This window comes from Arthrobacter sp. AG1021 (assembly GCF_003633665.1).
GTDB classification, from domain to species: domain Bacteria; phylum Actinomycetota; class Actinomycetes; order Actinomycetales; family Micrococcaceae; genus Glutamicibacter; species Glutamicibacter soli.
The window spans coordinates 487328-504221 of sequence record NZ_RBLB01000007.1; the positions used below are offsets into that span (position 1 = coordinate 487328).

The 16894-nt window shown below is 62.3% G+C and carries 20 protein-coding genes and 1 pseudogene; 9 read left to right on the plus strand and 12 right to left on the minus strand.

The window, feature by feature from the left end; genetic code table 11:
- Positions 1–23: 23 nt before the first annotated feature.
- The 6 genes from DFO58_RS07715 to DFO58_RS07740 form a co-directional block, all read right to left on the minus strand.
- A complete protein-coding gene (locus DFO58_RS07715) occupies positions 24–542 on the minus strand; it encodes a 2'-5' RNA ligase family protein (RefSeq protein WP_053797475.1) in 519 nt (172 codons plus the stop codon).
- Between the two features lies 1 nt (position 543).
- Entirely contained in the window at positions 544–1554 is a 1011-nt protein-coding gene (gene trpS, locus DFO58_RS07720) for a tryptophan--tRNA ligase (RefSeq protein WP_120990024.1), read from the minus strand.
- A gap of 9 nt (positions 1555–1563) precedes the next feature.
- A complete protein-coding gene (locus DFO58_RS07725; protein WP_047118612.1) occupies positions 1564–2376 on the minus strand; it encodes an exodeoxyribonuclease III in 813 nt (270 codons plus the stop codon).
- 163 nt (positions 2377–2539) lie between these two features.
- Positions 2540–2983 carry an NUDIX domain-containing protein gene (locus tag DFO58_RS07730; RefSeq protein WP_120990025.1) on the minus strand — a complete coding sequence of 148 codons (444 nt, stop codon included), beginning with the start codon at positions 2981–2983 and terminating at the stop codon, positions 2540–2542.
- A 51-nt stretch (positions 2984–3034) separates the two neighbouring features.
- Complete coding sequence (locus DFO58_RS07735) at positions 3035–3532, minus strand: hypothetical protein (RefSeq protein ID WP_120990027.1); 498 nt, start codon at positions 3530–3532, stop codon at positions 3035–3037.
- A 68-nt stretch (positions 3533–3600) separates the two neighbouring features.
- A complete protein-coding gene (locus DFO58_RS07740; RefSeq protein ID WP_120990029.1) occupies positions 3601–4401 on the minus strand; it encodes a GAP family protein in 801 nt (266 codons plus the stop codon).
- A 110-nt stretch (positions 4402–4511) separates the two neighbouring features.
- On the opposite strand from DFO58_RS07740, the gene DFO58_RS07745 reads away from it, so the two are divergent.
- The gene (locus DFO58_RS07745) at positions 4512–5693 is read left to right on the plus strand and encodes a histidine kinase (protein ID WP_183043132.1); all 1182 of its coding nucleotides are present in this window, start codon (positions 4512–4514) and stop codon (positions 5691–5693) included.
- Positions 5674–6291: a response regulator transcription factor gene (locus DFO58_RS07750; RefSeq protein ID WP_120990033.1), complete on the plus strand. Its 618-nt coding sequence runs from the start codon at positions 5674–5676 to the stop codon at positions 6289–6291. Before DFO58_RS07745 ends, DFO58_RS07750 begins: the two co-directional genes overlap by 20 nt.
- 34 nt (positions 6292–6325) lie before the next feature.
- On the opposite strand, the gene DFO58_RS07755 is transcribed toward DFO58_RS07750, so the two are convergent.
- Positions 6326–6682 carry a VOC family protein gene (locus DFO58_RS07755; RefSeq protein ID WP_053797469.1) on the minus strand — a complete coding sequence of 119 codons (357 nt, stop codon included), beginning with the start codon at positions 6680–6682 and terminating at the stop codon, positions 6326–6328.
- A gap of 49 nt (positions 6683–6731) precedes the next feature.
- Entirely contained in the window at positions 6732–7640 is a 909-nt protein-coding gene (locus DFO58_RS07760) for a LysR family transcriptional regulator (RefSeq protein WP_286163517.1), read from the minus strand.
- A gap of 108 nt (positions 7641–7748) precedes the next feature.
- Between DFO58_RS07760 and DFO58_RS07765 the strand changes: the two genes are divergently transcribed.
- Together DFO58_RS07765 and DFO58_RS07770 are read left to right on the plus strand one after the other, a co-directional pair.
- Entirely contained in the window at positions 7749–9116 is a 1368-nt protein-coding gene (locus tag DFO58_RS07765) for an MFS transporter (RefSeq protein ID WP_120990036.1), read from the plus strand.
- Between the two features lie 422 nt (positions 9117–9538).
- Positions 9539–9799 (plus strand): GlsB/YeaQ/YmgE family stress response membrane protein, encoded by a 261-nt coding sequence (locus DFO58_RS07770; protein WP_053797467.1) that lies wholly within the window; start codon positions 9539–9541, stop codon positions 9797–9799.
- Positions 9800–9912: 113 nt separating this feature from the next.
- On the opposite strand, the gene DFO58_RS18190 is transcribed toward DFO58_RS07770, so the two are convergent.
- Positions 9913–10203, minus strand: a complete 291-nt coding sequence (locus DFO58_RS18190) for a hypothetical protein (RefSeq protein WP_147407223.1) — start codon at positions 10201–10203, stop codon at positions 9913–9915.
- A gap of 215 nt (positions 10204–10418) precedes the next feature.
- On the minus strand, positions 10419–11009 hold the full coding sequence (locus DFO58_RS07780) for a MarR family transcriptional regulator (protein ID WP_120990211.1): 591 nt from the start codon (positions 11007–11009) through the stop codon (positions 10419–10421).
- Positions 11010–11180: 171 nt separating this feature from the next.
- On the opposite strand from DFO58_RS07780, the gene DFO58_RS07785 reads away from it, so the two are divergent.
- The 3 genes from DFO58_RS07785 to DFO58_RS07795 all read left to right on the plus strand — a co-directional run bounded on the left by DFO58_RS07785 (position 11181) and on the right by DFO58_RS07795 (position 13554).
- A complete protein-coding gene (locus DFO58_RS07785) occupies positions 11181–11642 on the plus strand; it encodes a hypothetical protein (RefSeq protein WP_147407224.1) in 462 nt (153 codons plus the stop codon).
- A gap of 237 nt (positions 11643–11879) precedes the next feature.
- Positions 11880–12218 carry a hypothetical protein gene (locus DFO58_RS07790; protein WP_047118396.1) on the plus strand — a complete coding sequence of 113 codons (339 nt, stop codon included), beginning with the start codon at positions 11880–11882 and terminating at the stop codon, positions 12216–12218.
- A gap of 949 nt (positions 12219–13167) precedes the next feature.
- A complete protein-coding gene (locus DFO58_RS07795; protein ID WP_120990042.1) occupies positions 13168–13554 on the plus strand; it encodes a hypothetical protein in 387 nt (128 codons plus the stop codon).
- Between the two features lie 504 nt (positions 13555–14058).
- Here the strand turns inward: DFO58_RS07795 and DFO58_RS07800 are convergent.
- Positions 14059–14190 (minus strand): annotated as a pseudogene (locus tag DFO58_RS07800) (bifunctional methylenetetrahydrofolate dehydrogenase/methenyltetrahydrofolate cyclohydrolase); the annotation flags it as partial.
- A 61-nt stretch (positions 14191–14251) separates the two neighbouring features.
- Complete coding sequence (locus DFO58_RS07805; protein ID WP_047118394.1) at positions 14252–15172, minus strand: LysR substrate-binding domain-containing protein; 921 nt, start codon at positions 15170–15172, stop codon at positions 14252–14254.
- A 111-nt stretch (positions 15173–15283) separates the two neighbouring features.
- Here DFO58_RS07805 and DFO58_RS07810 point away from each other — a divergent pair, with 111 nt between their 5' ends.
- Both DFO58_RS07810 and DFO58_RS07815 read left to right on the plus strand, forming a co-directional pair.
- Positions 15284–16546 (plus strand): cytochrome P450, encoded by a 1263-nt coding sequence (locus tag DFO58_RS07810; protein ID WP_120990044.1) that lies wholly within the window; start codon positions 15284–15286, stop codon positions 16544–16546.
- Between the two features lie 23 nt (positions 16547–16569).
- A complete protein-coding gene (locus tag DFO58_RS07815) occupies positions 16570–16893 on the plus strand; it encodes a 2Fe-2S iron-sulfur cluster-binding protein (RefSeq protein WP_047118393.1) in 324 nt (107 codons plus the stop codon).
- The last annotated feature ends 1 nt before the right edge of the window (position 16894 follow it).

Genomic DNA, 16894 nt, shown 5'->3' on the forward strand with positions numbered 1-16894 from the left:
GTTTTCCTATAATGGCTGGGTTATCAGCCCAACTTGATTTCCTCGCTCAGGCTCCACTGTCCACCGCGCGTGTCGAAGAGCTGGATCGATTCCACGGCGAAGGAAAGGTCGATCCCGCGCAGCGCCGCTTGCGCGGCATCCAGCTGGTCCGGAGCCACATTCTGCGCAATGGTCAGGTGCGGATGGTAGGCGAAATTCGACTCGTGGCGCAGCGCGTCGGAGAGCAGCCCGCGGTGCAGCGCCCAGCATTCCTCCGCCCCGTCCAGCAGCGGCAGGTAGACCACTTCGCTGGCTGGACGGAAGGTCCGCGCGGCGCCCAGCTGCACTGTGAAGCTCGCGGTTTGGCCCGCCACCTGGCGCACCTGCGCGGCGGCCTTCTCCCAGGTGTTCAGGTAGGACCCGGACACCAGCGTGATATGCGGAGCGATCACCTCGGTGTCCGCTCCCCCGAACTCCCGGCGCCAGGCGCGCAGGGTCTCCCGCTGCGGCTGCGGCACCGGGATCACCACGCCCAGCGTGAACCGGGGTTCAAGGTTATCCATGTCAGACACCCAGCGGCGGCAGGAAGCCGACCTTCTGGTAGACATCTGCCACGGTCTTGGAAGCAACCTGGCGGGCCTTCTCGGCGCCGGCCAGCAGCAGGCGGTCCAGTTCCGCCGGATCGTCCAGCAGCTCCAGGGTGCGGGCGCGGATCGGAGCCAGGCGATCCACCACGGCGTCGGCCACTGCCACCTTCAGGTGCCCGTACATCTTGCCCTCGAATTCAGCGACCAGGTCCGGCACGTGGCGGTCGGTCACGGCGGCCAGGATGTCCAGCAGGTTGGAGACGCCCGGCTTCTCGGCCTTGTCGTAGGCGATCACGGTGTCCGCGTCGGTGACCGCGGACTTGATGCGCTTGGCAATCAGCTTCGGCTCGTCGAGCACGTTGATCAGGCCCGCCGGGGACTCGGCGGACTTGGACATCTTGGAGGTCGGGTTCTGCAGGTCGTAGATGCGCGCGCCCTCCTTCGGGATGAAGGCCTCCGGCACGGTGAAGGTCTGCCCGAAGCGGTGGTTGAAGCGCTTGGCCAGATCGCGGGCAAGCTCCACGTGCTGGCGCTGGTCGTCGCCCACCGGAACGCCCTGCGGCTGGTAGAGCAGGATGTCGGCAGCCATCAGCACCGGGTAGGTGAACAGGCCGACGCTGGCCGCGTCCGCGCCGCCCTTGGCCGACTTGTCCTTGAACTGGGTCATGCGGCTGGCTTCGCCGAAGCCGGTGATGCAGTTCAGCACCCAGGCCAGCTGGGCGTGCTCGGGCACCTGGGACTGCACGAACAGCGTGGACTTCTCCAGGTCGATGCCGCCGGCGATGAACTGGGCGGCGGTCTTGCGCGTGCGGGCGCGCAGCTCGGCCGGGTCCTGGGGCACGGTGATGGCGTGCATGTCGGGGATGAAGAAGAAGGCGTCGAACTCGTCCTGGGTCTTGACCCAGTTGACCAGTGCGCCGAGGTAGTTGCCCAGGTGCAGGGAGTCGCCCGAAGGCTGCATGCCCGAAAGAACGCGGGGCTTAGTCATGAAAATTCCTTAAAACTGGTAGTCGACGACCAGCGGTGCGTGGTCGGAGAAGCGCAGGTCGTAGCCTGAGGCGCGGTCAACATGGGACTTGATGGCCTTGCTGGCCAGCGACGGGGTGGCCATGTGGTAATCGATGCGCCAACCGGCGTCGTTGTCGAAGGCCTGTCCGCGGTAGGACCACCAGGTGTAGGGGCCCTGGACGTCTCCGGCCAGTTCGCGGGCCACGTCCTTGTAGCCGACCGAGGAGAAGAAGCCGTCGAAGTAGGCGATCTCCTCATCCATCACGCCGGCGCGCTTGTTGTGGTTCGGCTTCCAGTTCTTGATGTCCTTCTCGGTGTGCACGACGTTCAGGTCGCCCACCACCAGCACATGGTCCTTTTCCGCCGCCAGGGCCGGCAGGTAGTCGGTCATGCGCTGCAGGAAACGGTACTTGTCCTCCTGCTTCTGGGTGCCCAGTTCGCCCGAGTGCACGTAGCAGGAGACCACGGTGAAGGTTTCCCCGTTGACCTCGAAGTCCGCTTCCACCCAGCGTCCGGAGTCGGCGAAGTACTCGTCGCCGATGTTCTCGCGCACGGCCACCGGCTCAACGCGGGAGAGCACTGCCACGCCTGCACGGCCTTTGTCCTTGGCTTCGGCATGCAAGATGTGCCAACCCTCGCCGATCAGTTCGCGCAGCACCTTGTCCGGTGCGCGCACTTCCTGCAGGCACAGGATGTCGACGTCGCGGGCGGCGACCCAATCTGCCATGTTCTTGCGGTAGGCGGCGCGAATGCCGTTGACGTTGACCGAAGCCACGCGCAGGGCGCCGGCGTTCTTGCTCAGAATTTCCACGCTGGTTGGTATCACCCTTCCAGCTTACAAAATTCGCGTGCTGATTACCCGCTGATCGACTCGCGCCCCTCCGGGAAACGCCGAGTGCGGAGAACGTAGCCTCCCTCCGCGCGGGCAGCTCCCATCAGCCTGCGCGAATCGTCTGGAGTACTGGTTAGTCCAGCCCGGCAGGCGGCGTGAAATCGCCGAACGATCCGATCCCCGGAACGCCGGAGCACAACTGGCCCAGGACATGCAATTCATGCGGGACCACGGGACTAGGCAGCGCCTTCAGGTCGAACCATTGCAGCTCGGCGGCCTTGTCCGGCTCCATCAGCTTGGGCTGGCCGGACCAGCTGGTGCACTGGAAAAAGAAGTCGACGCGGTTCGGGGCTCGGTGCAGCACGGCCAGCGGCTCCAGGCCACCCGGCTCGATGCTCAACCCCAGTTCCTCGAATGCCTCGCGGCAGGCGGCCTGCTGCACGGTTTCCCCGGCCTCGACATGCCCGGCGGCACCGGACGCCCAATGCCCGTCCATGAAACCGGTTCCGCGGCGCTGCTGCAACAGGATCCGGTCCTCGCGCCGGAACACAACATAGACCACGGGAATCAGATGCATGCGGTCCTTAAAGACATCGAGACGGCCGGAGCCGTCTCGAAAAGTTTGAAGTTAACCGATGATTTCGCCGTCAAGCGGCTTGGCCGGCTTGATCATATCCCGGGCGTTGCTCGCGGTCATCTGGATGGTGTCCAGGGCCCGGTCGATCATTTCTTCCGACTCGAAGTTCTTCAGCTCGCGCTGCTCGGCGATGACGCGGGCCTGGACCTGGACGATCTTGAAGGAGTGGTCCAGCTTCATGTCGCGCTGGCTGGTGGCTTCGTCGACCACGACGGTGCCGGCCTGGGCACGCGGGGTGGCCGCGGCGGTGGCTTCGCGCAGCGAGTTGTTGATCTTCTGCGCTCCGCGCTTGAGGCCGAACATCATGAACCCGGCGAGCAGCAGCCAACCGGCGGAGATGACGACGACGAACCAGCCGACGATCTCATTTGAATTGGCGGCGAAGATGACCGCCACCAGAAGGACGATGACCATGACCGACATTGCCAGGGTCGATGCGTTGAGGGTGATTTTCCGACCCTGCTTCGCGCTGCTGCCTAGAGGTTCCATGCCTTCAATTCTCGCATCATCCCCGGATGCAGGCCAATCGCACGGCTGTCCTTTCGCCCACAGCGTGGCTATCCCAGCACGCTGCCGACCAGCTCGCGCAGCTGCACCCCGTCCAGACTGAACCTGATCAGGAAGTACCCGGCGATGCCCACCACCCAGCCCAGCGTCTCCTGCGCGTAGCGACCTAGTTTCCTTCCCGCAGCCTGCAGCCAATGCTCGATCCGGTCCCCGGCCGCCCTGCGCACACCCACCAGCACCAGCGCCGGAGCGATCATCACCAGGCAGTACCCGGCCAGCACCAGCACCTGCACCCCGGAGCTCCATCCGGCGCCTTGCAACACGCCCATGGCGCCGAGGTAGGGAAGCATGGTGGGCAGCTCCAGCAGCCCCGCCAGCAAGGCCAGCGCCACGACCCCGGTGCGGGTATCCAGTGCGGTGCCCAGCCTCCGGCGCAGCGCCCCGGAAACCTGCGGCTGGCCGGTTGCGGTTTCCTGCAGCCCGCCGGCGTTGACGGTCTCGCCGCTTGCGGTCCCGGCCTTGCGCGCCGCGGCGAGCTTCTGCTCGTCGGTGCGGTAGGTCAAGGCCCAGATGATCATCCCCGCCCCCAGGGCCAGCCCCAGCAGCCGCATCACCGGGGTGTCCAAGGACATCCGGGAATACGCCAGCTGAAAGCCGGAGCGCAGCAGCAGACCGATCGCCCAGTAGAAGCCGGCCAGCAGTCCGAGATAGAGCAGCACCCGGGGAATCGCCCGGCGGTAGTCGCGGCGCAGCAGCAGCCAAATGGGGATGATTAGGGTGCCGATGCTGGTGGCGTCGATCAGCGCGAGCACCACCAGTGAGGCGGGTGCGGCATTCGTGAAGATGTCCATGCTTCCAGCCTGTCCCGGGTCGCGGCGCAGGGGTATCGGGCAGCAGGACGGCTCGATCTCCCCCTTAAGGCGGATGCCGCGCGGCCCTGCGGATGGGGCATGCTGGAATCATGACGACGTTGATCCGGCGTATCGGCAGCGGCCAGGACGAGCCGGAGACGGCCGGGATGTATCTGCTGCTTGCCGCGGTGCTGCACGCCTTCGGCGTGGTGAACCCGCCGCTTTCCGGGCTGCCTGGCTGGCTCTGGTTCCCGGTGCTGCTGCTGGGCCTGGGGGCCGTCCTGCTGCGAAGGCGCTGGCTGCTGCCCGCCGTGCTGGTGATGACGGGCTCCGGGCTGGGATTGCTGGCGTTGGGCAGCATTGCCGGATACTTCATGGCCTTCGAGGCGGTCTTCAGCGTCTTCCTGCTCGGCGGATTGACGTTGCGCCGGATCTCGTTCACCCTCATGTGCCTGGTGTCGCTGGTGATGGCGGTGCTTGCCTGGGATGCCACACAGCGAGCGCAGCAGGTGGTGCTGAGCCTGTTCCTCACCGGCTTCATCCTGTTCACCCCGATGCTGTGGGCGCAGAACGTGCGCACCGCCCAGGACCTTTCCGCCTCGCAGGCCGAGCGTTCCGCGGCGCTGGCCGCCGCCGCCGAGGCGCGGGCGGAGCGGCTGAGCGCCGAGCACCACGCGGCCCGGATTTCCGAGCGCACCGCGCTGGCCCGCGAAATGCACGACGTGCTCTCCGCCCGGCTCTCCTCCATCGCCCTGCTCTCCGGAGCGGCGCTGGCGGCCGCGCCGGGCAACGAACCGCTGGCGGCCATCCGCCGCGAAAGCGTGACCGGGCTGGAGGAAATGAGCGAGATGGTGCGCATGCTGCATGCGGGGACCCCGGCGCTGGCGGCGCGGCTGACCGACGTGCCGCAGCTGGTCGCCGAGGCTTCCGAAGACATCGAGCTGGAGTACTCGGTGCCGCACCCCGAGTCTATCCCCGCCGCCGTGCACACCGCCGCGCACCGCACGGTGCGCGAGCTGCTGGTCAACCACGCCAAGCACGCCCCGGGCAGCACTCTGAGCTTGCGTCTGGAGCAGCTGCCGGACCGCGTTTGGATCCATGCCAGCAACCCGGTCCCGGAGCATGCCGGACACGGCTTCGGCAGCGGCATCGGGCTGCAGAGCATCCGCACCCGAGCCCAGGCCGTAGGCGGCAGCTGCGACATTCGCACCGTCCCCCAGTTCCAGGTTCAGGTCACCCTGCCCACCGCCGCCCAGCTACAGGATGGAATCCATGAAGATCCTGCTTGTTGACGACCATTCGACCGTGCGCCTGGGCATCCGCCTGGTGCTGCAGGCGGCAGAGGACCTGGAAGTTGTCGGGGAGGCTGCGGACGGGGCCGCGGCGGTGTCCATGGTCCTGGCGCTCAGCCCAGACGTGGTGCTCATGGACCTTCGTATGCCGGTGATGGACGGCATCGCGGCGACCGCGCAGATTTCCGGGCAGACAAGGGTGATCGTGTTGACCACCTTCGACGATGACGACTACCTCTTTGGCGCCTTGCAGGCCGGCGCCCACGGCTTCTTGCTGAAGACCGCCGAGCCGCAGGCGATCATCGACGCGGTGCGTGCGGCGGGCCGCGGCCAATCCGTCCTGGATCCGCAGGTCACCGCCCGGGTCATGGAACGGGCGCTGGCCGCGGCGCCGCCCGCGGTGCTGCCCGAGGGGCTCACTGCCAGGGAGCGTGAGGTGCTCCAGGGAATCGGCGAGGGACTGAGCAATCCGCAGCTGGCGCAGCGCCTGGGCATTGGGGAAAGCACGGTGAAAACGCACGTGTCGGCGGTGCTTGCCAAGCTCGGGGTGAGCACCAGGCTGCAGGCGGCGAAGATCGCCTACGGAGCCGGCGGCTAGCTAGCGGCGGATGGGCGCTGCTGCGATACTGCGGCTACCAGCTCACCAGGCAGAAAGGGTGGTCCTGCGGGTCGAGGTAGACACGGAAGGTCTTGGTCCCCTGCCCGGTGCTCCGGGCGCCGAGGTTCAGCACCAGCTCCTCGGCCAGATCGAGATCCTTGACCCTGACGTCGAGATGCATCTGCTGCGGGTGCACATGCCCCGGCCATTCGGGCGCGACATAGGGGCTGACGGCTTGGAACGCGACGGCCGGCCGGTCGGGCGCGTCGCCGATGCTCACCCAGTCAGGGTCGTTGTCGATGCGGACCATGCCCAGCAGCTGCTCGTAGAACGCCGCCAGCGAGTCCGGGTCTTCGCAGTCGATCACCAATGCCTGCCATGTGCCAATCATGATGCCTCCTGCGCCCCATTATGCGGGAGCCGCCGGCGCTTGGGTAGGGCTACCAGGAATCCGCCATGGCTTCGCGGCAGTGCTCGATCAGCGCCTGCACCCGGGCCGGCACCTTGACCCCGAGCGGGGTGATCGCCACGACCGAGCTCAGGGAGCTGGGAGCGGTCGGCGACACCGGGGTATGCAGGTCGCGGAAGGCCAGCGGCTTGCCCTCCAAGGACATCTCGGCGTTGTTCGGGCGGCGCATCAGCAGGCCGTAGCCCAAGCCTCGCCCGACCATCGCGGAGACCAGGATCATCTGCGGCACCTCGGCGATGACTTTGGGGTTCAGGCCCTGCGCGGCGAACAGCTGGAGCACGTATTCGGTGGACGGATCGGATTCGTACATCACCAGCGGCTCGTCCACCAGGTCGGCAAGTTCCAGCGGTCGTTCCAGGCGCGCCAGCGGGTGCTCCGGATGCAGCACCACCTGCATATGCGTTTCGTAGATCTCCTGTTTTTCCATGTCTGGAGGCAGGCCCAGATCGTAGACGAAGGCGACATCCAGGTCCGCATTGCGCAGCGCCGGAAGCAGCGACTCATGGGTGCCAACCTGCACCGAAAGTTCCACCTGCGGGTGGTCGAATCCCTGCATGGTCGAGGGGATCAGGTGCGGGGAGAGCGAGGCGAAGCAGCCGAAGCGCACGGGTCCGCGCAGCACGCCTTCCTGCTGCGGGAAGGTGGCCGCCAGTTCCGTAACATCGGAGATGATTTTGCGGGCCATCGCCGAAAAATGCACTCCGGAGGCTGTCAGGGTGAAGCCGTGCGCCTTGCGCCGCAGGCACAGCGTTTCGCCGGCCAGTTTCTCGATGGCGGTAATCGCTTGGGACAGTGCTGACTCGGAAATACGCAATTCGTCCGCGGCGGAACCGAGGGTCCGGTGGTCCGGAAGCTCGGCCATGATTTCAAGATGCCTCATCGAATACATAAGCCAACCTTCAGAAGTTCTACAGATATTTGAAGTTTACCTTACCTATGTGTGGTGTCACACTGAAGTGATTCACCTCTCCAAGGAGCTGCCCACTTCATGAACGCAAACCAACGGCGCGTCGCGTTCGCCACAGTCATCGGTACCACCGTCGAATGGTACGACTTCTTCATCTACGCCACCGCGGCAGGCCTGGTCTTCAGTCACCTGTTCTTCGAGCCCGCCGGCAAGGACATCGCGCTGCTGATCTCCTTCGCCTCGGTCGGCTTGTCCTTCCTCTTCCGTCCGCTCGGCGCCTTCCTGGCCGGACACTACGGCGACAAGATCGGCCGCCGCGCCATGCTGGTGCTGACCCTGTCGCTCATGGGGGCTGCCACCACGCTGATCGGCGTACTGCCGACCTACGAGACCGCCGGGCTGTGGGCTCCGATCCTGTTGCTGCTGCTGCGCATCATCCAGGGCATCTCCGCCGGCGGCGAATGGGGCGGCGCCGTGTTGATGGCCGTCGAGCATGCCGAGGAAGGCAAGCGCGGCCGTTCGGGCTCCTACCCGCAGGTTGGCGTTCCCCTGGGCATGCTGCTGGCCAGCGGCATGATGGCGCTGATGACCGGCGTCATCTCCCCCGGTGATGCATTCCTCGAGTGGGGCTGGCGCGTGCCGTTCCTGGTCTCGATCATCCTGATCGCCATTGGCTTCTTCGTCCGTCGTTCCGTGGACGAGTCCCCTGTCTTCGAGGAGATCGCCGAACACAAGGCGCAGACCAAGGTCCCGATCCTCGTCCTGTTCAAGAAGCACTGGCCGCTGGTGCTCATCGCCGCGCTGGTCTTCGCCGGCAACAACGCCGCAGGCTACATGACCACCGGCGGGTTCTTCCAGGCCTACACCACCGATCCCGAGGGGCCGATCGGCCTGGAGCGCACCGACGTGCTCATCGCCGTGGCCTTCGGCGCCGCCGTGTGGCTGGTCGTGACCCTGATCGCCGGCGTCATGGCGGATAAGATCGGCCGCGTGCGCACCTACCAGATCGGCTTCGTGGTTCTGGCCACATCGCTGTTCCCGGTCTTTGCACTGGTCAACTCCGGCTCGCTGGGCACGCTCTATCTGGCCTTCGGCCTGTTCTCCATCGGCTTGGGCCTGACCTACGGGCCGCAGGCGGCACTGTACTCCGAACTGTTCCCGGCTTCTGTGCGCTTCTCCGGCGTCTCGATCTCCTACGCCATCGGAGCGATCCTCGGCGGTGCCTTCGCCCCGACCATCGCCCAGGCGCTGGTCCAGGCAACCGGTGGCACCACCGCCGTGGCCGTATACCTGCTGGTGGTTGTGGTGCTCGCCTTCATCGCGGTCTCCCTGATCCGCGACCGCAGCGGCATCGACCTGTCCTTCCACAACCAGGCTGAGCAGGAAGTCGGCGCCCTGGTATTCGACAAGCGCGCCGTCGAAGCCCAGACGCAAGAGGTTTCCAAGTAGCGTTGACCCCCTGTTAGGCGAAAACCCCGTTCCAGCGAATTTGTTTCGCTAGGGCGGGGTTTTCTTTGCCCGGCTTTGCCGGAAATGAGCTCGGGAACCGGCGATAGTTCGACGATGGCCTCCGCTAAATCTCAAGGCATGGGTTCGCGGATCCACCCATCGTCCGTAAACACCGTTCATTTGCATGCTTAGTTAGGGCGATCTTCGCTAACGGCACCGTCGGCCCAAGCTGCCGAGACAGATTGACGCATAGCGCCGCATGCGGTACTTGTGAGGATTGTTTCAAGCTCCTCTTGACCTGCGCCCTTATAAGGAATCATCCAGTTTAGAGCCACGTGCTTGCCGAAGCAGTAGCTTATAAAACCAGTAGGCTATGACATTTTCGTTCTAGTCAAGCCGCAAGCTAATCGAAGGAGTGTTCGTTGGGTATCTTAGGCTGGATAATTTTAGGATTGATTGCCGGCGCGATTGCCAAGGCCATTAAGCCAGGAGAACAAGGTGGCGGATGGCTCGCGACCTTGCTGCTCGGCGTGGTCGGCGCGGTCGTGGGCGGCTGGATCGGTTCAGCGCTGTTCGATGTCGAAATCGACCGCTTCTGGTCCCTTTCTACGTGGCTGCTCGCTATCGGTGGTTCACTGATTGTTCTGGTGATCTGGGGGCTGCTTACCCGCAAGCGCGCCTAATTAGTCCTATCGTAGAGCGGTCCACCACACAATGTGGTGGACCGCTCTTTCGGTTGGATTCTTGAGACAATACCCGCGTCGGACGGATGGGATGATTAGGCATTCCGAACCAATTAATTGCGTGGCTCGGATTCGGGATCCAGATCCAGAGCCGATTCTGCCTCCCGTGGAAGATCCGAATCCGCAGGTGGAACGTCATGTTCGTCAGCACTATGCTCGTGCACCGACTCACGAAGACCTTCCACTTCTTCGGCTCGACCGGTCCAGTAGGCGGGCTCGAGGCCGAAACCGTTGATTGCCTCCTGCGCCATCCTCTTGAACCCATCCCGATGGTCTTCCAAAGCGTTGTTAAGATCTTCGAACTCATCATGACTGAGAGAAACATCAAGACGCTTACGTGGCATTAGCTATCACTCCATTCTTCCAGAACGAGTTGAATTTACTATTTTCCTAATCTACGTTCCTGAACCTAAGACGAAGGGCGACCGTCAGATTTTCATCAGGTACGATACGGTAGAAGCTGAAATCGACGTCGCACCCCAGGTGGATGTGGTGGCTTCCACGCCGGTCTGCGGCGGCGGGAGTCCGGTCGATTCCCAATCTCCATGCAACCCTCGGACTACCGCAGATGATCCGAAGCCGAGGAAGCTGAATTCCTATCAGATTTCCGATCTGGCAACGAGGAGAAACCAACCGCGGATTTGCGGGACTGCATTTCTTCCGCTTCGTCGGCTTCGACACTTCGGATCATGGCTGCCAAGAACTTGGCCGCCCCAATCCGCTCGTCAGCGGTCAGGGTGTTCACTGCATCCATCATGCGCTCATGCATCTTGTGCAGGGTTTCGCGAACTTCGGAATCACTGTATTCGGTGGGCACAATCCCCACCGAGCGGCGATCGGCAGGGTGGACAATGCGCTCGGCATACCCGTCGCGGCACAACCGGTCTATCAACACCGACACGGATGCGTTAGAGATGCCCAGCTCTTCGGCAAAATCCCGTTGACGCGGAATCACCCCCTTACGATGCTCACCGAGCAGGAAGCGCAAAGCGGACATATCGGTTTCGTTCATTCCCATGGACCCACGCGTTTTGGCCCGCATCTTGCGTTCCGACTCTCGATACCTGCGCATCAGGTTCAACAAATCAACGGCCCCTGGCACCGTAGTAGCCGTGTCGTACCAGTATCCACTTGCTCCATAACTGCTCATGAGAATTCCCTCCGCCGGATACGCACTCATAGCTCGTGCCTTCCGATGCCCCCTCCTCGCCATCGCCTGCGGTCAGCTTGCCTAATCAAAAAATTATAATGTAACCTAGCTAATAGTTAGCCTGTCTACAGATATTCTACTACGAAACAGCTATCAATACCGGAGTGAATAATGAAAGAATCCTTAGCAGTTCCAGTAGATCCCTCGACGCATCCTGCCAATGCATGGGCGGAGCGGATGCAGCAGATTGCCGCTTTCGGATCACACGCGTGCCGGAGCAAAGATACGGTTCATTCGGCTATATGCACCATCACCGGGACCCCGGATCAATTGGTCTTGAATCTGGCATGCACCGCGAAAAGCGAAGACCATGTTTCTGAGCTGATGCAATACGTGAATGACACGCTGCTGCCACAAATGGAGAACTCGCTGGGCATCCAGTTCGAAGTCCGCAATCTTCAATTTGCGGTCGCCGGCAAAGAAAACCTAGCGCTTCCCTCGGAACCTCTGGACGAAGCTTTGCATTCGCAGCAAGATTGGCTGGAACAGCCATTCATCGCCCCTTCGCTAACCCCAACAGGCGGTCTCGATTTTGGGCGTGGTGGAACACCATCGGACCTGAGCATCGCCTAATCAGTGCAGTATCCGTTGCCCCGCCGATGCGGCAGCGTCGAAAGTTGGGGCTATTTTTGAGTTCCGCTTACGGAGGTTTCCACCTCCTCATCACTTATCAAATGAGCAGTGCAGGAAAGGGAAGTATCTTAAATGCCAGGTCGAATCGCTAGAACCCAGACAGCTGTCCGAGTCGCTGATTTTCTCGCCACCCGCGAAGGCAAAGCTCATCTGTCGAATTATGGATGGGAGCCGGGCATGCCCATCGTGATGACCCAGCCGAACGAATCACTCACCGACGCGATGGGCATGGTTTCCATCCACGGACGTGATGTCCTAGTAGCGATGATCAACCCCGAGACAGAGGAACTGCAGCTGCTTTATGTCACGACGCCGCAGCCAGCGCTGAAAGTCAAGCAGCCGTCACCTTCCAAGTGCACCACAGGGGAGTTCTTCCACGAACTCGGCTCATCCCGCGTGATGGAATTTCGCGTGAAATTCTGGAAGCACACCGCGGTGGCCCACTTAATCCCGTCCTGCCCGCAGATGCAAGCGCAGCGTACGCCGTCTACCCGCTACTCACTGCCGACACGTTGAATGACTCCAACATCGGGCAACTCTGCTAATTCGAGGTAATCAAGCTTCGATTCCGGCTCTTGCTCTGCTCCATCGATCAGTTCATGGTGCTAGGCACGGGCTGGGATCGGACCGGAGTTCTCTCCCTAAAGGCTTGCGGGCGAAGCCCCGCCCTCTTCGATCGCAGTCGGAATCATCCAGTTCTTGTGTAGCACCATAGGCTCTATCCAAGTCGGCGGGTACCAGTCCTCGGCGTGAACATCGTGCAATTCCGTCTGCCTAATTGAAATGTTCCGAATCCAGTTGGGCTCGTTTGGATTGACCCGGACCGAGAGTCCAGCGCATTGCTTGGTCCAGCGCGGCAGGTATCCAATGTGTGAGCTTGGGGTCGGCTGCGGGGCTCCAGCACGGCTGCCAGTCGAAATGGTTTGGGATCCAGCCGTGCCACCGTCAATCCGGACAGTGCCGTCGTACGGAGTAGCCTCTGACGAGGCGTCCCGTAAGATGGATAGCCTGCGAAGAGCACGGGCAGCAAGATTCCTGCGTTCCGTGGTCAAATTGGTCCGGCTACCTACTGCGAGTCCGCCTGCGCCGCAGACGCCATTGTTCCGTGCCTTCGCACTACCAGGACCAAGGTCTCGGCGCATTTCGAGTCTGGGCAACCTCTGGATACCAACGCTATGTTCACGGGGTATTCATTGCAGGCCATGACCAAAGGGTATCTAATAAAGTGAAAGACGCGTACAGTCCAAAAGACACTCCGCGATAATATCCGTGGCCTGCTTTGCCATCAGGACAACCACTTTGACTCATTGCGGTGTGGTTCCTCGGAGATACCGGAAGAGCTACAGAGCGGAGGTTAGCCATGTCAACCCACGAACTGCGAACCCAAACAGCCGATCACGTCAAACACATCCTCGGATCCCGCCAAGCCCGCGTACATCTCGCCTCCTACGGCTGAAGGGAAGGAATGCCCATCGTGCTGGCGGAGCCGCACGAACTCGTTGATGATGTGATGGGCCTCGTTTCAGTCCATGGACGATCCGTACTGATTGCAATCTATGACATCACGGCCGACGACTTGAGCTTCTGGTTCGTCTCGGTGCCAAATCCGGCTCTGGAGAATGTACCGGTAGAAGCCAAGGGCCAAGTGATGAGCCAATTCATCGCCAAAGGCACGCCTGAAGGCGCGAGGACTTTCCGGGTCAGGTACTGGGCGCACAGCGCGATCACCTTTGAAATTCCGTGCTATGTGCGCAGCGACAGGGACTACGAGACCTCGTACAACACCCGTCCGGGCGCGTTGGGCAAACCGGATGCTGAACGTTCGCTGGATAATCCAGACCCTATGAACTGAGCTGCCCCGCTGGATGTTAATCTGGTCTTGTTTATAACTGAAAGAAGCCCTTTCGCACTGAAGCATCCCGCAGTCCTCGTGGGATGCTTCAGTGTTTAACCCTCGACTCCCGCCTGCCAGCAACAGGCACCAGCGGCATGATGGCTGGCCAGCGTCTCGACGTTCGCAATAATCACTATGCCGACAAGAATCCACCAGTCGGCTTCGGCGCATGCATGCTCTCAAATCGCCGTCCCTCCCGAATCCAGTCCGGCAAGCCACAGCAAAGACCCAACTCAGGGCCTATGAATTGTCTGAGCTGCGTCGCCCATGCGTAGTAGGCGGATGCGCGGCATCGCCCTTAGGGGAGGCTGACCTCGACGCTCCTCGTCCAATCCCGAGCTACAAGTTCTTACAGTTCATTGGCTTGAACGGGGAGAACTTTTTCGACCCTGCCAAGATCGTGGATGAATGCTGGCTGACGGTCCCGCTCGGGGGCGTCCGCCGGCTTTCACCCCGAGACTTCTACTTCGCGGCGTTGCGCTCCGCGGCTTCCAGCACGTTGTTCAGCAGCAACGCGCAGGTCATCGGGCGCACGCCGCCCGGGTTCGGGGAGATCCAGCTGGCAACCTCGTACAGGGCCGGGTCGATGTCGCCGCACCCTGCCGTGTACGCCCGATTTCCGGCGTACCGCTGCTATCCCTCTAGCAGTATCGGCTCAGAGGCAGCTACGGGCAGGTTTGGTGGAATACAGTTCCAGTGCCAGCGAGTGCATGGCAGTTGCAGCCTTGGACGGTTGCACTGCAAGGGAGCGGACCATGGTGATGCGTACTTTCCTGGCCACCGGATGGATCGAGCGCACGGCGAGGGGCAAACCCTCATATGAGACATCTGCTGCAGGCCGCTGAACCAGGACCGCGTAGCCCAGTCCCCTCGCGACCATCGATCGGGTGACCTCGAAATCCGCAGTTCGGTAGCGGATCCACGGGCTGACCCCGGCCGCTTCGAATAGTGCCTCGGTGTGCTCCCGGCTGGGCGGGACATCCAGCAGGATCATCGGTTCCTTCGACAACTGCGCCAGCGAAACCTTGGGGGCCCGAGCGAGCTCATGGTCCGAGGGAAGCAGCACGTTCGGCTCGGTTGTATACAGAACCGTTCGTTCGATTCCCTCGGGCAAGCCGAAGTCGTAGACAAAGGCCAAGTCCAGCATGCCGTTGGCGAGCCGGTGAAATATTTCCTGCTGCGTCCCGGCAAAAAAGTCGACTTCCACCTGGTTGAATCTGGAACTGTATTCAGCCAGCAGCTCTGGCAGCACGGTGGGAGCGAGGGAAGAGTAGCAGCCCACCCGCACCCGACCGGCAAGCAGCGTGCCTGCGCCATTGGCCATCTCCTGTAGGTCGCTGGAGGCCTGCAGAATTCCCTGGGCCTCTTCAAGCACGTACTTGCCGGAAGGAGTAAGGCTCACCCCGTGCGCTTTTCGACGAATGGTCAGCTGCGTATTCAGTATGCGTTCCAGTTCATTGAGCGCGCCTGTGATTGCAGAGGCGGACAGGTTCAATTGCTCGGCTGCCGCCGCGATGGATCCGCCATGGCCGACTGCGGCGAGGCATTCAAGCTGTCGAAGGGTAAAACGCGGCACGCAACCTCACTAGAACCGTGGATATTGAACGAATATAACCATTTTACCCGTGGTTATGTCCCGCCTCACACTTGATACCAAGTTAGCCTTTCAATCCAGGAGCACATTCCCATGACCCAGACACCGGCCACCTGCCCGTTCACCGGGGCGCAGTCAGCGCAGACCGTCCCCGCGGCTATCGAGACCTCGACTGGCGAAGGACGCGAAGCTCCGGTTGCGGATTGGGTGAAAATCTCCGACCTCTACACCAATCCTTTCCCGATCTACAAGCGCATGCGCGAAGAAGCTCCGGTGCACTGGGTACCGGAAGTGAACCGGTACATGGTGACTTCGTACAGCGCATGCCACGAAATCGAGCAAAACGAGGCGCTCTTCTCCGCCGACGAACGCAATTCCTTGATGAAGCGTTCGATGGGTCATTCAATGCTGCGCAAGGACAACCCGGAGCACCAGGTCGACCGCGATTCCTACGGCGCAACCCTTCGCCCGGCCACCATCAAGAAGCACTGGAACGACATCTTCGCTGCCAACAACGAAAAGTACCTGGCTCAGCTCGTCGCCAAGGGCCCCGGCGCCGACTTTGTATGGGACTACGCGGCCCCCTACACCGCGGAGAACCTTCGCCTCATTTGCGGCTTCCACAATTCCACGCAGGCGGACATGCAGCGCTGGAGCCAGACGTTGATCGACGGGACAGGCAACTACGCGGATGATCCAGAGGTCTGGGCCAAGGCTGCCGCATCCTCGGCGGAAGTTGACGCCGCCATCGATGAAATGCTCCCCTACCTCGCTGCCAATCCGGACCGGTCGTTGCTTTCGAATCTGGCGTCATTGCCCATCCCTCTGGAAGCCATCCGAGCGAATCTGAAAATGACCATCGGGGGCGGGCTCAACGAACCGCGCGATGTCCTGGCCACCACAGTGTGGGCCCTGCTCTCCAACCCGGAACAGCTGGATGCAGTGCTGGAGGACCCGGGCCTGTTTTCACGTGCCTTCGAGGAATCGGTGCGTTGGGTGGCACCCATCGGAATGTATCCCCGCGAAACCACGCAGGATCTCGTGCTGGAGGGCATCAAGCTGCCTGCCGGGGCGCGTCTGGGTGTTGTGCTCGGCGCGGCCAACCGCGATCCGAAGGTCTTCACCGATCCCGAGGAGTTCAACATCTTCCGGGAAAAGAAGCCTCACCTGGCCTTCGGCGGCGGAGTGCACTTCTGTGCCGGCACCTGGATCGCCCGCGCGCAGGTGGCGCAAATAGCGCTTCCCGAAGTGTTCCGCAGCCTTCCAAATCTTCGACTGGATCCGCAGTCGGCCAGCATCGATGCCGGCTGGGTCTTCCGCGGCATGACCAAGATGCCGGTCATCTGGGATTCGTAACCACATTCGTATAGGAGCTTTCAATGCCAACCATTATTTTCGAACAGCCCAACGGCACCGCTACCGAGGTCGAGGTCACTGACGGCTGCAACATCATGCGCGCCGCAGTCTCCAACGGCATTGCCGGAATCGTCGGCGAATGCGGCGGACAGGCCATGTGCGCCACCTGCCATGTCTATGTCGCGCCGGAGGATGCCGCAAGCCTTTCGGACATCTCCGAGGACGAAGACGAAATGCTCGACTGCACAGCCGCAGAACGCACGGAATTCAGCCGACTGGGCTGCCAGGTCCGCCTCGGTGGAGCCACCCAGCAGCTGCGCGTCACCGTGCCCAGCGACCAGGTCTAGC